The 16,559-nt window shown below is 63.8% G+C and carries 13 protein-coding genes; 5 read left to right on the top strand and 8 right to left on the bottom strand.

Going from position 1 to position 16,559, the window contains the following annotated elements; genetic code table 11:
- Positions 1–28 precede the first annotated feature (28 nt).
- From FJ950_RS15585 to murA, 4 genes are all read right to left on the bottom strand, one after another.
- The gene (locus FJ950_RS15585) at positions 29–1,540 is read right to left on the bottom strand and encodes an ABC transporter substrate-binding protein (RefSeq protein ID WP_140617420.1); all 1,512 of its coding nucleotides are present in this window, start codon (positions 1,538–1,540) and stop codon (positions 29–31) included.
- Positions 1,541–1,660: 120 nt separating this feature from the next.
- Positions 1,661–2,584 carry an N-acetylmuramic acid 6-phosphate etherase gene (gene murQ, locus FJ950_RS15580; RefSeq protein WP_041163516.1) on the bottom strand — a complete coding sequence of 308 codons (924 nt, stop codon included), beginning with the start codon at positions 2,582–2,584 and terminating at the stop codon, positions 1,661–1,663.
- A gap of 168 nt (positions 2,585–2,752) precedes the next feature.
- Positions 2,753–3,634 (bottom strand): N-acetylglucosamine kinase, encoded by an 882-nt coding sequence (locus tag FJ950_RS15575; protein WP_140617419.1) that lies wholly within the window; start codon positions 3,632–3,634, stop codon positions 2,753–2,755.
- Positions 3,631–4,887: a UDP-N-acetylglucosamine 1-carboxyvinyltransferase gene (gene murA, locus FJ950_RS15570; protein ID WP_140617418.1), complete on the bottom strand. Its 1,257-nt coding sequence runs from the start codon at positions 4,885–4,887 to the stop codon at positions 3,631–3,633. Before murA ends, FJ950_RS15575 begins: the two co-directional genes overlap by 4 nt.
- 150 nt (positions 4,888–5,037) lie before the next feature.
- On the opposite strand from murA, the gene FJ950_RS15565 reads away from it, so the two are divergent.
- On the top strand, positions 5,038–5,898 hold the full coding sequence (locus FJ950_RS15565; RefSeq protein ID WP_015318976.1) for a MurR/RpiR family transcriptional regulator: 861 nt from the start codon (positions 5,038–5,040) through the stop codon (positions 5,896–5,898).
- Between the two features lie 5 nt (positions 5,899–5,903).
- Here FJ950_RS15565 and FJ950_RS15560 read toward each other — a convergent pair whose 3' ends face one another.
- The 3 genes from FJ950_RS15560 to FJ950_RS15550 all read right to left on the bottom strand — a co-directional run bounded on the left by FJ950_RS15560 (position 5,904) and on the right by FJ950_RS15550 (position 10,446).
- A complete protein-coding gene (locus tag FJ950_RS15560) occupies positions 5,904–7,259 on the bottom strand; it encodes a glutamine synthetase family protein (RefSeq protein ID WP_140617417.1) in 1,356 nt (451 codons plus the stop codon).
- A gap of 242 nt (positions 7,260–7,501) precedes the next feature.
- A complete protein-coding gene (locus tag FJ950_RS15555; RefSeq protein WP_140617416.1) occupies positions 7,502–8,200 on the bottom strand; it encodes a GntR family transcriptional regulator in 699 nt (232 codons plus the stop codon).
- Positions 8,201–8,385: 185 nt separating this feature from the next.
- A complete protein-coding gene (locus tag FJ950_RS15550; protein WP_140617415.1) occupies positions 8,386–10,446 on the bottom strand; it encodes a N,N-dimethylformamidase beta subunit family domain-containing protein in 2,061 nt (686 codons plus the stop codon).
- Positions 10,447–10,901: 455 nt separating this feature from the next.
- On the opposite strand from FJ950_RS15550, the gene ftsZ reads away from it, so the two are divergent.
- Positions 10,902–11,939 carry a cell division protein FtsZ gene (gene ftsZ, locus FJ950_RS15545; RefSeq protein ID WP_015318972.1) on the top strand — a complete coding sequence of 346 codons (1,038 nt, stop codon included), beginning with the start codon at positions 10,902–10,904 and terminating at the stop codon, positions 11,937–11,939.
- Positions 11,940–12,014: 75 nt separating this feature from the next.
- On the opposite strand, the gene FJ950_RS15540 is transcribed toward ftsZ, so the two are convergent.
- Positions 12,015–12,740 (bottom strand): MgtC/SapB family protein, encoded by a 726-nt coding sequence (locus FJ950_RS15540; RefSeq protein WP_140617414.1) that lies wholly within the window; start codon positions 12,738–12,740, stop codon positions 12,015–12,017.
- A gap of 264 nt (positions 12,741–13,004) precedes the next feature.
- Between FJ950_RS15540 and FJ950_RS15535 the strand changes: the two genes are divergently transcribed.
- The 3 genes from FJ950_RS15535 to FJ950_RS15525 all read left to right on the top strand — a co-directional run bounded on the left by FJ950_RS15535 (position 13,005) and on the right by FJ950_RS15525 (position 16,552).
- Positions 13,005–13,979, top strand: a complete 975-nt coding sequence (locus tag FJ950_RS15535; protein WP_015318970.1) for a sugar-binding transcriptional regulator — start codon at positions 13,005–13,007, stop codon at positions 13,977–13,979.
- 45 nt (positions 13,980–14,024) lie between these two features.
- Positions 14,025–15,470, top strand: coding sequence for an extracellular solute-binding protein (locus FJ950_RS15530; protein WP_140617413.1), 1,446 nt, complete (start codon positions 14,025–14,027; stop codon positions 15,468–15,470).
- Between the two features lie 158 nt (positions 15,471–15,628).
- Positions 15,629–16,552 carry a sugar ABC transporter permease gene (locus FJ950_RS15525; RefSeq protein ID WP_015318968.1) on the top strand — a complete coding sequence of 308 codons (924 nt, stop codon included), beginning with the start codon at positions 15,629–15,631 and terminating at the stop codon, positions 16,550–16,552.
- Positions 16,553–16,559 lie beyond the last annotated feature (7 nt).

Raw genomic sequence — 16,559 nt, 5'->3', positions numbered from 1 at the left:
AGGAAGACCTCTCGTCCCGTTGCCGAAGCTACTGGATCGTCACCTTGCTCAGGCTGAACAGCGTGCCGGTCGGCGTCGGCACGAACCCGGATATGTTCTTCTGTTGCGCCGTATAGCTATAGGAGGTGTAGAGCCAGATCCACGGCGACATTTCGGCGAGGTGCTTCTCGAATTCGGCGAAGATCGCTTTGCGTTTGGCCGGATCGGTCTCTGCGCGGCCCTGCTGCATCAGGCTGTCGAGCGTATCGTCGATGTAGTTCGCCACCTTTTGCAGATTGCCTGATTTGGTCCAGTAGCGGTTGTACATGGTATAGGGGTCGGCCCGGCCGCCATTGAGCGCGATCGCCATGTCGAAATCGCCCTTCAGCCAGGCGTCGACATAGACGTTGAGCTCCATCATCTTGATATCGAGTTTGACGCCGATTTCGGCGAGCTGCGACTGGATGACCTGGGCTTCCGCGGCTGCCGTCGGCGGCTCGCCCGTGGCGCCGATCACGGTCGCCGAAAAGCCGTCGGCAAAGCCGGCCTCGGCCATCAGCTTCTTGGCCCTTTCGACATCGCGCTTGTAGCAGAACAACTGGCTGGGATCGGTGGCCAGCGCCGGGATGGTCAGCGGTCCGGTGACCTTGCCTTCGCCCAGCGCGGCGGTGTCCAGCACCTCCTGCCGGTCGATAGCGCAGGAGATCGCCTGGCGCACCTTGAGCTCGGTCATCGGCTTCCGCGACGGGTTGAGCTGCAGCACGTTGTAGGCCAGCACCGGCACGCGGTTCAATTGCAAGTTGGCTTCCTTCGGCACCAGCGTGGCGACGAGCGGATCGTTGAGCAAGGCGAAATCGATCTGCTTGGTGCGCATGGCGGCGAGGATCGCCGCCTCGTCGGGCAGCACACTGATCTCGATGCCGTCGACGCCGGTCGCGCCGCCGGCCCAGTTCTTGTTGGCGCTCAAGACTTCCTTGGCGTTGGGATCCCACTTGTCGAGCTTGAACGGCCCCGAACCGACCGTCCTGGTGCCGATCGAGCCGGCCTTGATCTCGGCCACCGGAACGATGGCCGCGTTGACGTCGCTCATCGCCGTCAGGATCGGCGCGTCGGCCTGCGACAGGTGGAACACGACGGTCGCCGCATCCGGCGTGTCGATGCTGGCGATCGACAGGAAGTTGGCGCGGGCGGCGGCACCGGTCTTCTCGTCGAGAATGCGCTCGAATGACGCCTTAACGTCGGCGGCGGTCACGGCGGTGCCGTTCTGGAATTTCGCCTTGGGATCGAGCTTGAAGGTCAACTCCTTGCCGTCCTTCGAAAACTCCCAGGAGGAGGCGATGGCGGGAATGATCCGCAGGCTGGCGTCGACGCGCACCAGCGGCTCATAGATCAGCTCCAAAAGCCGCAGCGAGGAAAAGGCCGTCTGCTTGTGCGGATCAAGCCCGGTGGCGTCCTGGGACCAGGCCATGTGCAGCGTCGCCGCCTGCGCCGAAACCGTCGCGATGCCGAGCATCGCGGCAAGGGTGATGCCCGAAAGCAGCCTTCTTGTAAGATGAACCATTCTCGTCTCCCATTATTGAACTCGATGCCTTGCAGTTTCCGAGGACCGCTTCCAAGGCACACATGCTATGGAGTGTCGGCCCAGTCTATGCGGCTTGACGCCGTCTTGTCTAAAGGGGCTTCAGGTTGCTTCGTCGCCGATCGCCTTTCGCAGGAACCCTCCGGCCCTGGACAAAGCGGCCCGCGCCGCGTCCACGTCGAGGCCGGTGATGGTCACCAGGATCGCCAACTTGACGTCCTTGCCGGTCCGGTCGAGCGCCTGCCGCGCCTGCGGCGCGGTACAGCCGGTCGTCTGCATGACCATCCTGATCGCCCGGGCCACCAGCTTCCTGTTCGATGGGTTCAGGTCGACCATCAGATTCTGGTAGCTCTTGCCGATCCGGATCATCGAGGCCGTGGTCAGCATGTTGAGCACCAGCTTCTGCGCGGTTCCCGATTTCAGCCGGGTCGAGCCGGTGAGCACTTCGGGGCCGACGACGGGCGAGATCGCGATGTCGGCGATACCGGCAATGGTGGATGCCGGATTGCAGGAGAGGGCGACCGTCGTTGCGCCGATCTGCCTGGCATGGGTCAGCCCGCCGATGACATAGGGCGTGCGTCCGCTGACCGCGATGCCGACCACCACGTCGTCGGGTGTGAGTCCGATCCCCTGCAAGGCCTTGGCGCCCGTCTTCGGGTCATCCTCGGCGCCTTCGAGCGAGCGCACCAGCGCGTCGGACCCGCCGGCAATCAGGCCGACCACCATGCCTTCGGGCACGCCGAATGTCGGCTGGCATTCCGAAGCGTCGAGCACGCCAAGCCGACCGCTGGTGCCGGCGCCCATGTAGATGAGGCGTGCGCCCCTCTCGAAGGCAAGCACGATCCGGTCCACCGCGGCGGCAATCTCGGGCAGCACCTTTTCGACGGCCGCTGGGACGATCTTGTCCTCGTCATTGATCCTGCGCAGCACGTCGAGGGTCGGCAGCAGATCGATGTCGACGGTCCTTGGGTTCCGACCCTCGGAAACCAAGCGATCCAGCTCAGACATCAACCCTTGCTCGGTCATCCCAGCGCTTTCAAAAGTTCTGCCACACGGCGCCCGGCATCGCTCGACTGGCAACCAGTGCAGACGGACCTTGGGTCTGTCATCGCAGTTTTTCTTTGTTAACTTTTTAGAATTTGATATTCACATCGTCAACAGAGATTTGGAATATTTTATTCCTGCGCGTGCTGGCTATCCCTTGCAAACCGAACGCTTGGCAAGAATGATCGCGCCGGATACGGCGTCGCCGTCGGCGGGCTTCAGGCGGCGGCGCACATCGGGAGAAAGCCAGGGCTCCAGCGGGCTGGCGAGGCCGCCCAGCAACGTCACGCGCAGCGCGCCTTTTTCGAACAATACCCGCACCAGCGTGTCGATCTGTTCGGCGGCACCTTGCACGATGCGGCGCCCAACGGGATCCCCCTGGTCGGCATGGCGCATCACCATGGGTGCAAGCGCGGCATAGTCCGTGGCGCTGGCGCGGTCCATCCAGGCGACAGCCTCCATGGGGTCGCCCGCGAAGCGCTGCATGACCTCCGCCAGCAGCGCCGTGCGCTCGTGGCGGCCGTCATGGGCGCGCAATGCCAGTTGCACGGCTTTCAGTCCAAGGTCGGCGCCGCTGCCCTCGTCGGAGATCGGAAACCCGTAGCCGCCGGCGCGCAGGTCGCGGCCCTCGACGAAGCCGAGGCCGATCGAGCCGGTTCCGGCGATGACGATGGCGCCGTCCCGGCCGGAATGCGCGCCAAGGCAGGCACCGATGCCGTCGCTGACGAAGTCGATGCTGGCAAAGGGATGCGCGATTGCCCGCAACGCCTCAAGCGCGCCTTTGCGGCCGATGCCGGCAAGGCCGATGCCGGCATGGATCTTGGCGGTTTCGGCTGGCGCGAAACCTGCTTCCTCGATCGCCGCGCCGAAAGCTTTGGCGATGGAGGCCCAGGCTGCCTCGATGCCGAGCCGCGTCGTCGCCGGCCCCGACAGGCCCTGTCCCAGCACCGTGCCTTGCGCGTCCTCGAGACGGGCGCGGCAACCGGTGCCGCCGCCATCGACGCCGAGAAAATAATCCGCTTCTGTATTCATGCGCCCAGCCGCTCGATGTCGGCGCCGCACAGGCGCAGCTTGCGGTCCAGCTGCTCGTAGCCGCGGTCGAGGTGATAGACGCGGTTGATTGTCGTCTCGCCTTCACAGACCAGCGCCGCCAGCACCAGCGACACCGAAGCGCGCAGATCGGTGGCCATCACCTGCGCGCCGTGCAATTTCTCGCCGCCGCGCACCAGCGCCATGGTGCCTTGCAGCTTGATGTTGGCCCCAAGCCGCATCAGTTCGGGCACATGCATGAAGCGGTTCTCGAAAATGGTTTCGCGCAGCAGCGACGCACCCTGGGCGCAGCACATCAGCGCCATGAACTGCGCCTGCAGGTCGGTCGGAAAGCCCGGATAGGGTTCCGTCGTCAGATCCGCGGCCTTGAGCGGCCGGTCGCGCGACACGATCAGACCGCGGTCGCCTGGCCAGACGCTGACGCCGGTCGCCTCCAGCAATTGCACCACCGAGGCCATGTGCTCGAGCCGGGCGTGCGTCAGTTCGAGCTGGCCGCCGGTGATGGCGGCCGCGATGGCATAAGTGCCGGCCTCGATGCGGTCGGGGATGATGTCGTGCCTGGCGGCGTGCCAGCTGGTGTCGCCCGCGATCAGGATACGGTGCGTGCCGGCGCCCTCGATGCGCGCGCCCATGGCAACGAGGCAGGCGGCGAGATCGGCCACTTCCGGCTCGCGCGCCGCGTTCAGGATCTCGGTTTCGCCCTTGGCCGCGGTTGCCGCCATCATGGCGGTTTCCGTCGCGCCGACCGATGGCGAGGGGAGCACGATGCGCGTGCCGGTCAGCCCGTTCGGGGCCGAGGCGACGATCAGGCCGTTCTCGACGGCGATCCTGGCGCCGAGCGCGGCGAGTGCGGCGACATGCATGTCGACCGGCCGCGCGCCGATCGCGCAGCCGCCCGGCAGCGAAACCCGGGCATGGCCGAACCGCGCCAGCAACGGCGCCAGGACGAGCACCGTCGCCCGCATTTTCCGTACCGTGTCGTAGGAGGTCTCCTTGGAAACGGCGGTACTTGTGTCGATTGTGGCGGCATGGGCGGACCGGGTGATTTCGGCGCCGTGAAGTCGCACCACGCCGAGCATGTTTTCGACGTCGGTCACATCGGGCAGGTTGGTCAGTTCCAGCGGGTAGGGGCTGAGAAGAGCGGCCGCGATCTGCGGCAAAGCGGCATTCTTGGCGCCCGATATGGTGACCGCGCCTTCCAATCTCTGTCCGCCGACGATCCGCAATCTGTCCATGGCTGAAACCTTGACGGCCACGTCCGGTGACCTGCCCGGGATCCCGAGCGATGACCTCGGGTCGGTCGAGAATTAATTCTGCGTTCTTGGCTGTCAATCAAAATTGGAATAATTTATTCCTCGTCTTGCAGTGAAGAGCGAGGGGTTTCCGTGTCCGTCTTAAGCAGGATCAGTGCCGAGCTCGACGGCATGGCGCCCGGCGATCGCGAGATCGGCCGTTATATCATCGACAATCCCGACCAGATGCTGCGGCTGTCGACGGCGGCACTTGCGGCCGAGATCGGCCGCAGCCAGTCTAGCGTCGTCAAGTTCAGCCAGAAGCTCGGCTATGACAGCTATCAGGAGCTCAAGCTCGCCGTCAGCGAGGCCAAGGCGCAGGATTGGCAGGTGCCGGCCGGCGTCATCCACGGCTCCATCGAGGTGGGTGACGGTTTTCCGGTCATCCTGAAGAAGCTGATCGGCAGCAAGCTGCTGTCGATGCAGCAGACCGTCGCCGCCAACAGCGAGCGCATCCTTTCCAGGACGCTGGACCTGCTGGATGGCGCGCGGCGCATCCATCTGGTCGGCGTCGGCGCCTCCTCGCTGGTGGCGCGCGATTTTTCATACAAGCTGATGAAGCTCGGCCGCAATGTGCTGCATGACAGCGACAGCCACATCCAGATGGCCAACGCCTCGACGCTCGGGCCTGACGATGTGCTGTTCGCGCTGTCCTATTCCGGCGCCAGCATCGAAACCTTGCGTATCGCGGAGCTTGCCAGCAAGCGTGGCACGACGGTGATCGCCGTCACCGGCCTGCACGACAATCCGCTGAGCCGCGTCGCCGACATCCGCCTCTACACCCTCGCCGACGAGGAACGCGCGCGCTCTTCCTCCATCACCGCGCGCGACGCGCAGCTGACGCTGACCGACCTTCTGTTCATCCTGCTGGTACAGAAGCAGCCCGACGCCAACGACTACGTTCACAACAGCGAGGCGGCGGTCACGGTGCTGAAGGCCGAGCGCTCGTCGTAAAGGCCTCAGACGCTTTCGAGATAGGTCTCGATCTCGAAATCGCTGACGTTGAGGGCAAACGTATTCAATTCCTGGCGTTTGCAGGCGACGAAGGAGTCGCGCAGAATCGCCGGGAAGATCTCCGCCACATGCGTCCCGCCTTCAAAGGTTGCAATCGCCGACGCCCAGTCCGGCGGCAATTTGGCCGGGGCAACGCCTTGCCCGTCATTCCCCGCCGGGTCGCCTGGCGACATCTGCTTCTCGATGCCGATCAGCGCGGCGCCCAGTATGGCGGCAAGCACGAGATAGGGGTTGGCGTCGGCTCCCGAGACGCGATGTTCGATGCGGCGCGCGCCGGTCGGGCCGCCGGGGATGCGGATCGCGACCATGCGGTTCTCGTAACCCCAGGCGACCGCGGTCGGCGCGTAGGATCTCGGGCGCAGCCTGCGGTAGGAATTGAAGTGCGGCGCGAACACCAGCGTGCTTTCGGCCATCGCCGCCAGCAGCCCGCCGACCGCGTGTCGCATGGTGTCGGAACCCTGGTCGGTGCCGTCGTCGAACACGTTGCGCCCATCGGCGTCGACCAGGCTGAAATGGACATGGAAGCCGTTGCCGGCGCGGTCGCCATAGGGCTTGGCCATGAAGCAGGCGGCAAAGCCGTGCTTGCGGGCAATGCCCTTCACCGTGCGCTTGAACAACACCGCATCGTCGGCGGCCCGCAAGGCGTCGGCGACATGGTTCAGGTTGATCTCGAACTGGCCGACGCCGTTTTCGGCGATTGCCGTATCGACGGGAATGCCTTGCGCGCGGCAGGCTTCATAGATGTCGTGGATGAAGGCTTCGAAATCGTCGATCTCGTCGATCGACAGCGCCGCGTCGGAATCGAGACGCCGCCCAGTGACCGGCGAGACCGGCCCGACCGGCCGCTGCGATTGCGGATCGACCAGGTAGAATTCCAGTTCGGTCGCCGCGACCGGCGTCAGGCCGAGTGCCTTGTAGCGATCGAGGATGCGGGCCAGTGCCCGCCGGGGGTCGCCGAGATAGGGCGCTCCGCTCTCATCGGCGAGCCAGAGCGGGACGAGCGCCGTCGGATGCGCCGTCCATTCCACCGGCAGAATGCCGCGACCCGTCCATTGGCAAAGGCCATCGGCATCGCCGGTCGAGAAGACCAGGCTGTTGCCTTCGATGTCCTCGCCCCAGACGTCGAGCCCGATCAGCGAGTAGGGCATGCGCAGCTTGCCCTCCAGCGCCTTGCGGGCCTGCTCGACGGGGATGCGTTTTCCCCGCATGATGCCGTTGAGGTCGCACACCGCGGCCCTCAGGCTCTGGATGTCGCTTCGGCTTTCAAGCCAGTTCAAAACGTCCGCAATTGCATCGCTCAATTTCAAACCTCTGGTTCCCTGCGGTGTCGCGTCTGAGGCGAGCACCCTATTTTTACGACAAAGCGGCTGATGAGTTCATGAAGGCATCTCCGACATCGGTCGGAAAAGTTTCCTTCATTTTTTCAAGTCATTAGCCGGTATGTCGGGAGGCATTTCAGGAACCAATTGCGCGATCTGCGATCGCAACATAGCGACAAGGCAAGGGAAAGCCAAGCGGCATCTGGGGTCCAGGAGACACCGGCCTAGCTCCTCGCTTCCGGGAATCTGACCTGCCGCAGGATGTGGGCAGCACCCTCGTCGATGTCGCGAACGATGGCCGCCCGCGCTCGCGCACCGTCCTGCGCCTCGATCGCGGCAACGACTTCCTCGTGATAGTCGATATCCAGGATGGAGGAGAGGTCGTCCTCGAATCCCACGGCGAGGTTTCTGAGAAACGGGCCGACCTGCATCCACACCGTCTCGATCAGGAAGATCATCTGCTCGTTGCCGCAATGGCGATAGATCGAGAACTTAAAATCGTGGTTCTTCCTGAGATAGTCGCCGATATCGCCTTTGCGGGCCGTCAGGGTCAGTTCTGTGCAATGGCGTCGGATCGCCCGCAGATTGTTGCCGTTGATCAGTTTCGTCGCAAGCTCGGTCGCCGGGCCTTCGAGCAGTGTGCGCACGGCGGTCAATTGCGAGAATCGCTCGGCCGAGATCACCGGCACCTCGACGCTGCCATTCGGCATCGGGCTCAGTGCACGCAATGCCTGCAGCCGCATGAAGGCACTGCGCACCGGCATGTCGCTGGTGCCGAGTTCCCTGGCGAGCTTGCGCGAGGTCAGCTTCTGGCCGGGCAGGAATTGGCCCGACATCAGGGCTCGCACAAGCTCCAGATAGATCTTCTCGTGCAAGGGCACGGTGTCGACGGCGGTCAAACCGAAATGTGTTCTGCCGGCCATTGGCGGGGCGCACCTTCATCCGTTCTGAAAATGACCTGACGACACGCGCCGTGGACAAAGCTTAGGCTCGGCATGGTGGGAACACCCAAGCCGCCGATTGATCGGGCATGATAGACGCTTCGATCGTTGCGCGGCAAGCCAACCGCCGGAGCCGGCCCGGTGCGGCGGGCTGCCTTCCTTTCCGGCTATCGATCCGGAGCCGGCCCGCTCTTTTCCAACGCCAGATGCGTCAGCAAATTCCTGGTGATCCGGCCGACGTCGTTCATGGCATCGCCCGCGGGCAAGGCGCCGCACCAGGCGACCGAACTCGCGCAGAAGATCAGGCCGCCCGAGGGCAGATGGCGCAGCGTCATCTCCGCGCAGCGGCGCCCGTCGCGCTCTCTGTCACCTCCTTCGTACCAGCGCGTCGCGTCATGGACGAAGCTGTCCGGGAACCCGGTCGCGCGGGCAATGACCATGGTGTCTAGGGATGTGCCCAGATGCGGGTCGGTGGCATCGACCTCGTAGCCGGCGGCGCCTCCAAGCACGATGCCCTCGTCGCCGAAGGTCTCGCTGGTGACGCCGTCGAACAACCACGCGGCCGAGGGCTGACGGCTTTCCGGCGTACGCGTGAAAGGCCGCGCGCCGTCGAAACCCATCAGCGAGATGGCGACGCCGGTCAGCGAGAACTCGCCGCGCCCGCTGGCGCGCAGGTAGCCTCCCGGCTGGTTTGTAATCGACAGTGACTGTTCGGCGATGGGACCGTCCCATGTCCGGCCCGCCTCGAGCGGCGAGCGGCGCAATTCCATCAGATCGTCCTGGAACGCCACCTTGCCGGCAAAGCCATTGCCGCCGAGATAGGCGATGCTGCCGCCCGCCGCCGCGAATTGGCGCAGCGCATGCTCCATCTCGACCGACATGTATTCGGGATGGCTGCCGGTGATGACCGCCTGATAGCCCTGCAGGCCGCCAAGACCCAGTTCGTGCAGGTCGTGGTCGGTGATGAGATCGAAGGCGATGTCATTGTTGTGGCAGAAGCGTAGAAAATGCAGGTCGACGGGCAGATTGTGCGGGCAGCCGCAGAGCGGATACTTGTAGTCGTCGCGCAGCGTCGCCTTGGGCTTCCTGGTGGAACAGATCGACACGCCGCTGAGGTCGCTGTGGTAGTCGTAGAGTGACTTCAGATTGTTATCGATCGCGAAGCGATGGCCGCGATCCTCGCACATCCATTCGTAGAGATGCGCCGGCAGGAATTCATCCGCGTAAGCGAGATAGGTGGCCGTCGGCACCAGGAACAACAACGTCGCCCGGCGCTCCGACGAAGTGATGAAGAAGACGATACGCTCCGATCCTTCATCGTGACCGACCTCGAAGGCATAGACCCCGGCCGGCGCCTCGGCGGGAACCTGCAATTGGTATGAGGCCGGCCACTGCAACGCCTGCATGTCGTCGTCGTGGCAATGCACGGCGTCGTAATGCGACGGCACCAGCCGGGGGTCGAAACTCGACCCGTCCCAGCGGCGCGAGGTCATGCAGAAGGCGGGCTGGTTGACCGTTTCCAGGAAGAGGACGCGATCGGTGCCTGTCGAGGCGAGCGGGCCGCTCGGCAGCAGGGTCGGAAACGTCCAGGCGATACGGCCAGCCGCGGTTTGCAGCGAGATCGTCGAGAATTTCGCGTTGAGCGACCTGACATCGTTTGCCGTGCTGGTGCCGAAGACCATGTCACCGGTCAGGAGCCGCCACGGCAGGTCGAATCGACGATCCAGGCGAAACGGCGACAGGAGATCGTCCGAATCGATCCGCAGCACGGTCGCGCCGTCGTTCGACGAAATCTCGACCTTGAGCCAGGTGTTTGCCGGCAAGACCACGTCGCTATCGGGCGAGTTGCCGTCGTCGCCTGATATCAGCCGCCCGTCCTGCAAGCCGAGGCGCAGGTTTCCGCTTTCGAACAGCACGCGGGCGCCATCGTTGCGGGTCAAGTATACTTCGAAGGCGACGCCTTCGATCTCGGTGGCCTTGGCAAGTTCCGCCGCCGCGACCCTGAGGAAGGATCCGTGATCGAAATCGCGACGGGACACGGCATTTCCCGTCGGCTCGACGCGCCAGCCCATCGGCTCGGCCGCTTGCGTGTCGAGCCGCACGACGTGCACGTCGCGTACCGGCCGCGACGACGAGACATGGAGGGCGACTGGTGTTCCTGCCGCTGTATGCCAAGGAACGGTATAGCCTGAGACGGCCATGGCGCCGTGGTCGACGGGGCGTTTCATCGCCGCAAAAATCCGCGTCGCGATCCCGGCTGTCGCACTCTCCCCGGCTGTCGCACTCTCATTGATGGCAAACTGGACAATTCTTTCATACCTTTGGGTCTGGAGGGCGCATATATCCCCTCGGCCTTGCTTGCTGATGAAGTCCGTAGAAATCTCGCTCAGCCATCGATGGCCTCGGCAAATGCGAGTTCTAGGCATCCGTCGCAGGCATCTGCTTGGTGCCTGATCCACGACGACATTATCGCGATCGTCCGAAACCGGACAGTCGTTCTCGAAGGTCGGCCTCTTCATCACAAAACTTGACCTTCACGCACTTGCACGTCCGGCCGCTCTCTGGCTTTTTGGGGTACCCATCCGAACGGACTGATTCGCGTCATGCCGCTCGATTGCAATGTCTTGCAGGCAGTCTGCTTGTGGGTCGTGAAGCGCACGCAATTGGCGAAGGAGAAGCAGGCATGGCCGAGTTCAAGAAGCCGGAAATCTCCGAGATGAGACCCAAGATCACCGTGATCGGCGTCGGCGGCGGCGGCGGCAACGCGATCAACAACATGATCGTGGAACAGCTTCAGGGAACCGAGTTCATTGCCGCCAACACCGATGCCCAGGCGCTGACTATGTCGAAGGCGACGCGGCTGATCCAGCTTGGCGCGCACGTCACGGAAGGCCTTGGCGCCGGCTCGTTGCCCGAGATCGGCCGTGCCGCGGCCGAAGAATCGCTCGACGAGATCATGGATCATCTGGCCGGCACCCACATGTGTTTCGTCACTGCCGGCATGGGCGGCGGCACAGGAACCGGTGCGGCCCCGATCATCGCCCAGGCGGCGCGCAAGGCCGGCATCCTGACGGTCGGCGTCGTCACCAAGCCGTTCACCTTCGAGGGCAGGCGCCGCATGCAGATGGCCGAAGAAGGCATCGAGCGGCTGCGCGAGGCCGCCGACACCGTCATCGTGATCCCCAACCAGAACCTGTTCCGGATCGCCGATGCCAAGACCACTTTTGCCGATGCCTTCGTCATCGCCGACAGGGTGCTTTATTCCGGCGTCAGCTGCATCACCGACCTCATCGTCAAGGAAGGCCTGATCAATCTCGACTTCGCCGACGTCAAATCGGTGATGCGCGGCATGGGCCGCGCCATGATGGGAACCGGCGAGGCTTCGGGCGACGGCCGGGCGATGAAGGCGGCGGAAGCCGCGATCGCCAATCCGCTGCTCGACGAAATGTCGATGAAGGGCGCCAAGGGCGTGCTGGTGTCGATTTCGGGCGGCCGGGACATGACCCTGTTCGAGGTCGACGAGGCGGCCACGCGCATCCGTGAAGAGGTCTATGAGGACGCCGACATCATCGTCGGCGCCATCTTCGACAAGAGCATGGAAGGCCGCTTCAGGGTCTCGGTGGTGGCGACGGGCCTCGATCGTTCGCTCAGCGAGGGTGATGCCGATGCCGGCATGGCACATGGCCATTCCGTGCCGTCCGCCGCACGGACCTTGCAGTAACCTTTCTCTTCGATTGACCTCCCGGGCAGGCGACCCGCGGTATCTGCCGCGTCCCCGGGGCGGAAAAATTGCTCTTCAGGACGCCTTCTCGCCGATGAACTCGAATCGCTCGATCTCGCATTCGCGCGCGACCAGCGCCAGGATTTCCGTCGAGGGTTCGGCGGCGTCGGACTGTCTCCATTCGAGATTGAACGAGTACACGAAGCGGTCGCGGCTGGGATCATGCTCGATCTTGGCAAGGCGCGCGCCGTAGCCGAGCGGCCGCACCATCTCCGGAAGGTCAGGTGGGGATTCTTTTGCCCAGGAAACCGACAGGATCGCATGGTGGTCGCGCGGCAACTTGAGGTCGACCCATTTCAACACCTGAAGTGTCAGTAGCGTCAGCACGGTCGCAATTGCCGCAAGACCAAACTGGCCGCCGCCAACGGCAAGTCCGATCATCGTCATGATCCACATGGTGGCCGCGGTGGTGATTCCAGTCACGAGATCGCCGCGCCGAAGGATGGCGCCGCCGCCGATGAAGCCGACGCCGGTCAGCACGCCAAGCGGCAGACGCAGCACGTCCATGCTGGCGAAGAAGTCCATTCCCTTGCCCGTGGTATCAAGCAGTATGTTGGCCTGGATCATGGCCACAGCGGCCGCCAGGGCGACCAGGATGGTCGTGCGAAGCCCGGCGGTGTGGCCGCGCGCTTCCCTGTTCAGGCCGATGAGGAAACCAGCCAGCAGCGCAAGCAGCAACCGGGCGACAAGATCGGGCCATGTCGGATGAAGTGGCATATCGCAGCAAAGCGGCTCGAACATCGCCCTGTCAGGGCGGCGCTGGTGCTCCGCCCTCCATTTTTCCCAGGATTTCGGCGCCCTCGCTGCGACGTTGCTTGCGGCTGGCCGGTACGTCGCGACCTCGGGCTGTCGATGTAAGAACCTTTTTGCCCTCCTGAGGTTCCCGGCCGAACCGTCGCGCGGCAGCGGACCAAACGCCACGCGATTTGAAGGTGGCGCTTGACTTCGGCCGATCCGTGTGAAAAATTTTGCAGCAACTGATAAAAATATCACCGGGACGGAAACGTGGTTGGTTTTGGAAACGGCCTTTTGCGGGACGATGATGCCAGCATGGCGGCGCGGGCCGCGTGGCTTCATTACGCCGGCGGCCTGACCCAGTCCGAGGTCGCCAAGCGGCTGGGGTTGACCAGCCTCAAGGCGCACCGCCTCATCACCAAGGCCAACCAGGAAGGCCTGGTGAAGGTCTATATCGACGGCGAAGTGTCGGAATGCGTCGAGCTCGAGGACGAATTGTCCCGCCGCTACGGCCTCGACTATTGCGAGGTGGTCCCGGATTTCGATTCCGAGGATCTGCCGCTCAAGGCGCTCGGCATCGCCGGCGCGCAGTTCCTCAAGCGCGAGATCGAGCGCGGCGAGCAGGCGCTGATCGGCGTGGGCCATGGCCGCACGCTCGCGGCCTGCGTTGAATATCTGCCGCGCACCACCACCGACCGCATCCGTTTCGTCTCGCTGCTTGGTGGCCTGACGCGGAAATTCTCGGCCAACCCGCATGATGTCATCCACCGTCTCGCCGAACGCACCGGTGCCGAAGCCTATGTGATGCCGGTGCCGATGTTCGCCAACACGGCGGAGGACCGCATCGTGCTGCTGGGCCAGAAGGGCATCAGCGAGGTCTTCGATCTCGCCAGATCCGCCGACCTGTTGTTTGCGGGCATCGGCACCGCCGAACGCGAGGCTTCGCTTGTCGCCACCGGCATGATCGAGAAGGGCGAGATGGAGGAGATCCGTCGCAATGGCGGTGTCGGCGAATTGCTCGGCCATTTCTTCGACGAGGCCGGCAAGGCAGTGGCGACGACGGTTTCCAACCGGGCGCTGGCACTGGCGCGCGAGGATATCGCCAGCCGCCGGATTGTCGCCGTCGCCGGCGGCAGGATCAAGGTTCGCGCCATCAAGTCGGTGCTGGAGGGGCGCTATCTCAAGGGCCTGATAACGGACGAGCGCACGGCGCGATCGCTCGTGGAAGAGACGCCGGTCGGGTAGCCGGCAACAGTCCAGTTGAAACTACCCTGTGGAGGAGAAGACGAAATGCATGAGAAAGAGAAAGACCTGATAGACGCCTTCCTGCGCGGACAAGTCGACCGTCGTGGACTGATCAAGGGCCTGGGTGCCATGGGTCTCGCCGCCGGCACCGCCGGCACGCTGCTCAACCTCGGCCAGACCCGCGCGCTCGCCGCCGACTTCGACTGGCAGGCGCATAAGGGCAAGACCATCAAGCTCCTGCTCAACAAGCATCCCTATGCGGATGCGATGATCGCCGACCTCGAGAACTTCAAGAAGCTGACCGGCATGAACGTCGTCTATGACGTCTTCCCGGAAGATGTCTATTTCGACAAGGTGACGGCGGCGCTGTCGGCGAGCTCGCCCGAATACGACGCCTTCATGACCGGCGCCTACATGACTTGGACCTATGGCCCAGCCGGCTGGATCACCGATCTCAACGAATGGATCAAGGACCCGGCCAAGACCAACCCGAACTATGCCTGGGACGATATGCTGCCGGGCGTGAAATCGTCGTGCGCCTGGAACGGCAAGCCGGGCGGCGCGCTGGGCTCCGAGGACGCCAAGCAGTGGTGCATTCCATGGGCCTTCGAGCAGAACAACATCACCTACAACAAGGGCATGTTCGACAAGGCCGGCGTCGGCGTTCCCGGCAATCTTGACGAGATGATCACGACGGCGGCCAAGCTGCAGAAGGATATTGGCGGCGGCGTCTACGGCATTGGCGTTCGCGGCTCGCGTTCCTGGGCGACGATCCATCCGGGCTTCCTGTCGGCCTACTCGAACTTCAACGAGAAGGACCTGACCGTTTCCGCCGATGGCAAGCTCGCGGCGGCGATGAACACCGCCGGCTCCAAGGCCTTCCATGCCAAATGGGTGCAGATGATCCAGGAGAGCGGCCCCAAGGACTGGTCGACCTATACCTGGTACCAGGTCGGCACCGATCTCGGCGCCGGCGCCTCGGCGATGATCTTCGACGCCGACTGCCTCGGTTACTTCATGAATGGCGGCGACAACAAGATGGCCGGCAAGCTCGCCTATGCCGCCTTCACCGCCAATCCGGCAGCCAAGGCCTCGACGCCCAACATCTGGATCTGGTCGCTGGCGATGTCCAACTTCTCCAAGGACAAGGACGCGACCTGGTACTTCCTGCAATGGGCCTCCGGCCCCGAGCACGGCCTGTTCGGCGCCACCAAGATGGACTTCGTCGATCCGGTCCGCCAGTCGGTGTGGAAAGACGAGATGTTCCGCGAGAAGCTGAACAAGAGCTACCCGGGCTATGTCGAGATGTTCGACGCTTCGGCACCTGGCGCCTCGATCAAGTTCACGGCGCAGCCGCTGTTCTTCGACCTCACCACCGAATGGGCGGCGACGCTGCAAAAGATGGTGGCCAAGGAAGTGCCGGTCGACGAGGGCCTCGACAAGCTCGCCGAGAGCATCAACGGCCAGCTCAAGGAAGCCGGTCTCGGTTAAGTCGCAACGAGGGCCGGCCTGCTTGGCGGTTCGGCCCTCGCCACATCTTTCATGTTTGCGATGCGGTGCCGAAAGGTGACCGCCATTTCGCCCCACCGGCCGCCTTGCTCCCTTGGGCGGCCGGCAGGGCGAAGCGACAGCAACAACGGAGCAGCTCGATGACTGCGGTGGTATCGCAAAGGCTCAAGCCATCCGGCTTCAGGATCAGCAAGCGGGTGCTGCCCTATGTGCTCAGCCTGCCGGCCTTGCTGGTCTGCATAGGCATCCTGATCCCGTTCCTGACGTCGGTCGTTTACTCGTTCCAACGCTATCGTCTGAGCCAGCCTTGGGCGCGCCAGTTCAACTGGGGCGACAACTACATTTCCTTCTTCACCGACCCGAAATTCTGGAACACGTTGAAAGTGTCGCTGCTCTATGCCGGCACCACGGTCGTGCTGGAACTGCTTCTCGGTCTCGCCATCGCGCTGCTGCTGCAGAAGCGCTCGACGCTCAACAACTTCATCTCGATCATGCTGTTGATGCCGCTGATGACGGCGCCGGCGCTCGCCGCACTGATGTGGAAGCTGATGACCAATCCGGGCTTCGGCGTGCTGAGCTATCTCGCCAGCCTCATCGGGCTGCAGGATTTTCGCTGGGCGTCGTCACCGTCGACGGCGCTGTTCACCGTCGTGCTGGTCGACATCTGGGTCTACACGCCCTTCATCATGATCCTGCTGCTTGCCGGCCTGCGCAGCCTGCCGACGCAGCCCTTCGAGGCCGCCGCGCTCGACGGCGTGCCGAGGAGCTTCGTCTTTTTCCGCATCACGCTGCCGATGCTGACGCCCTACATCCTGACGGCGACCTTGTTCCGCCTGCTCGATTCCATCCAGCAGTTCGACATCATCTACGCGATGACGCAAGGCGGGCCGGGCGACACGCTGACCGTGTTCCAGGTCGAGGCCTATCTCAACTTCTTCCAGTCGACCAATGTCGGTCGCTCGGCGGCGCTGATGATCATCCTTTGGGCGATCACCTATTTCCTCTCCAACATCTTCATCAAGAACTGGCTCAGGCTGCGCGAACGCGCCCGCGGCCAGGCATAGGAGGCGG

Source organism: Mesorhizobium sp. B2-3-14 (genome assembly GCF_006442175.1).
GTDB classification, from domain to species: domain Bacteria; phylum Pseudomonadota; class Alphaproteobacteria; order Rhizobiales; family Rhizobiaceae; genus Mesorhizobium; species Mesorhizobium australicum.
The sequence above is the reverse complement of the archived record's forward strand: the minus strand, read 5'-3'. Positions and strand labels throughout refer to the sequence as shown.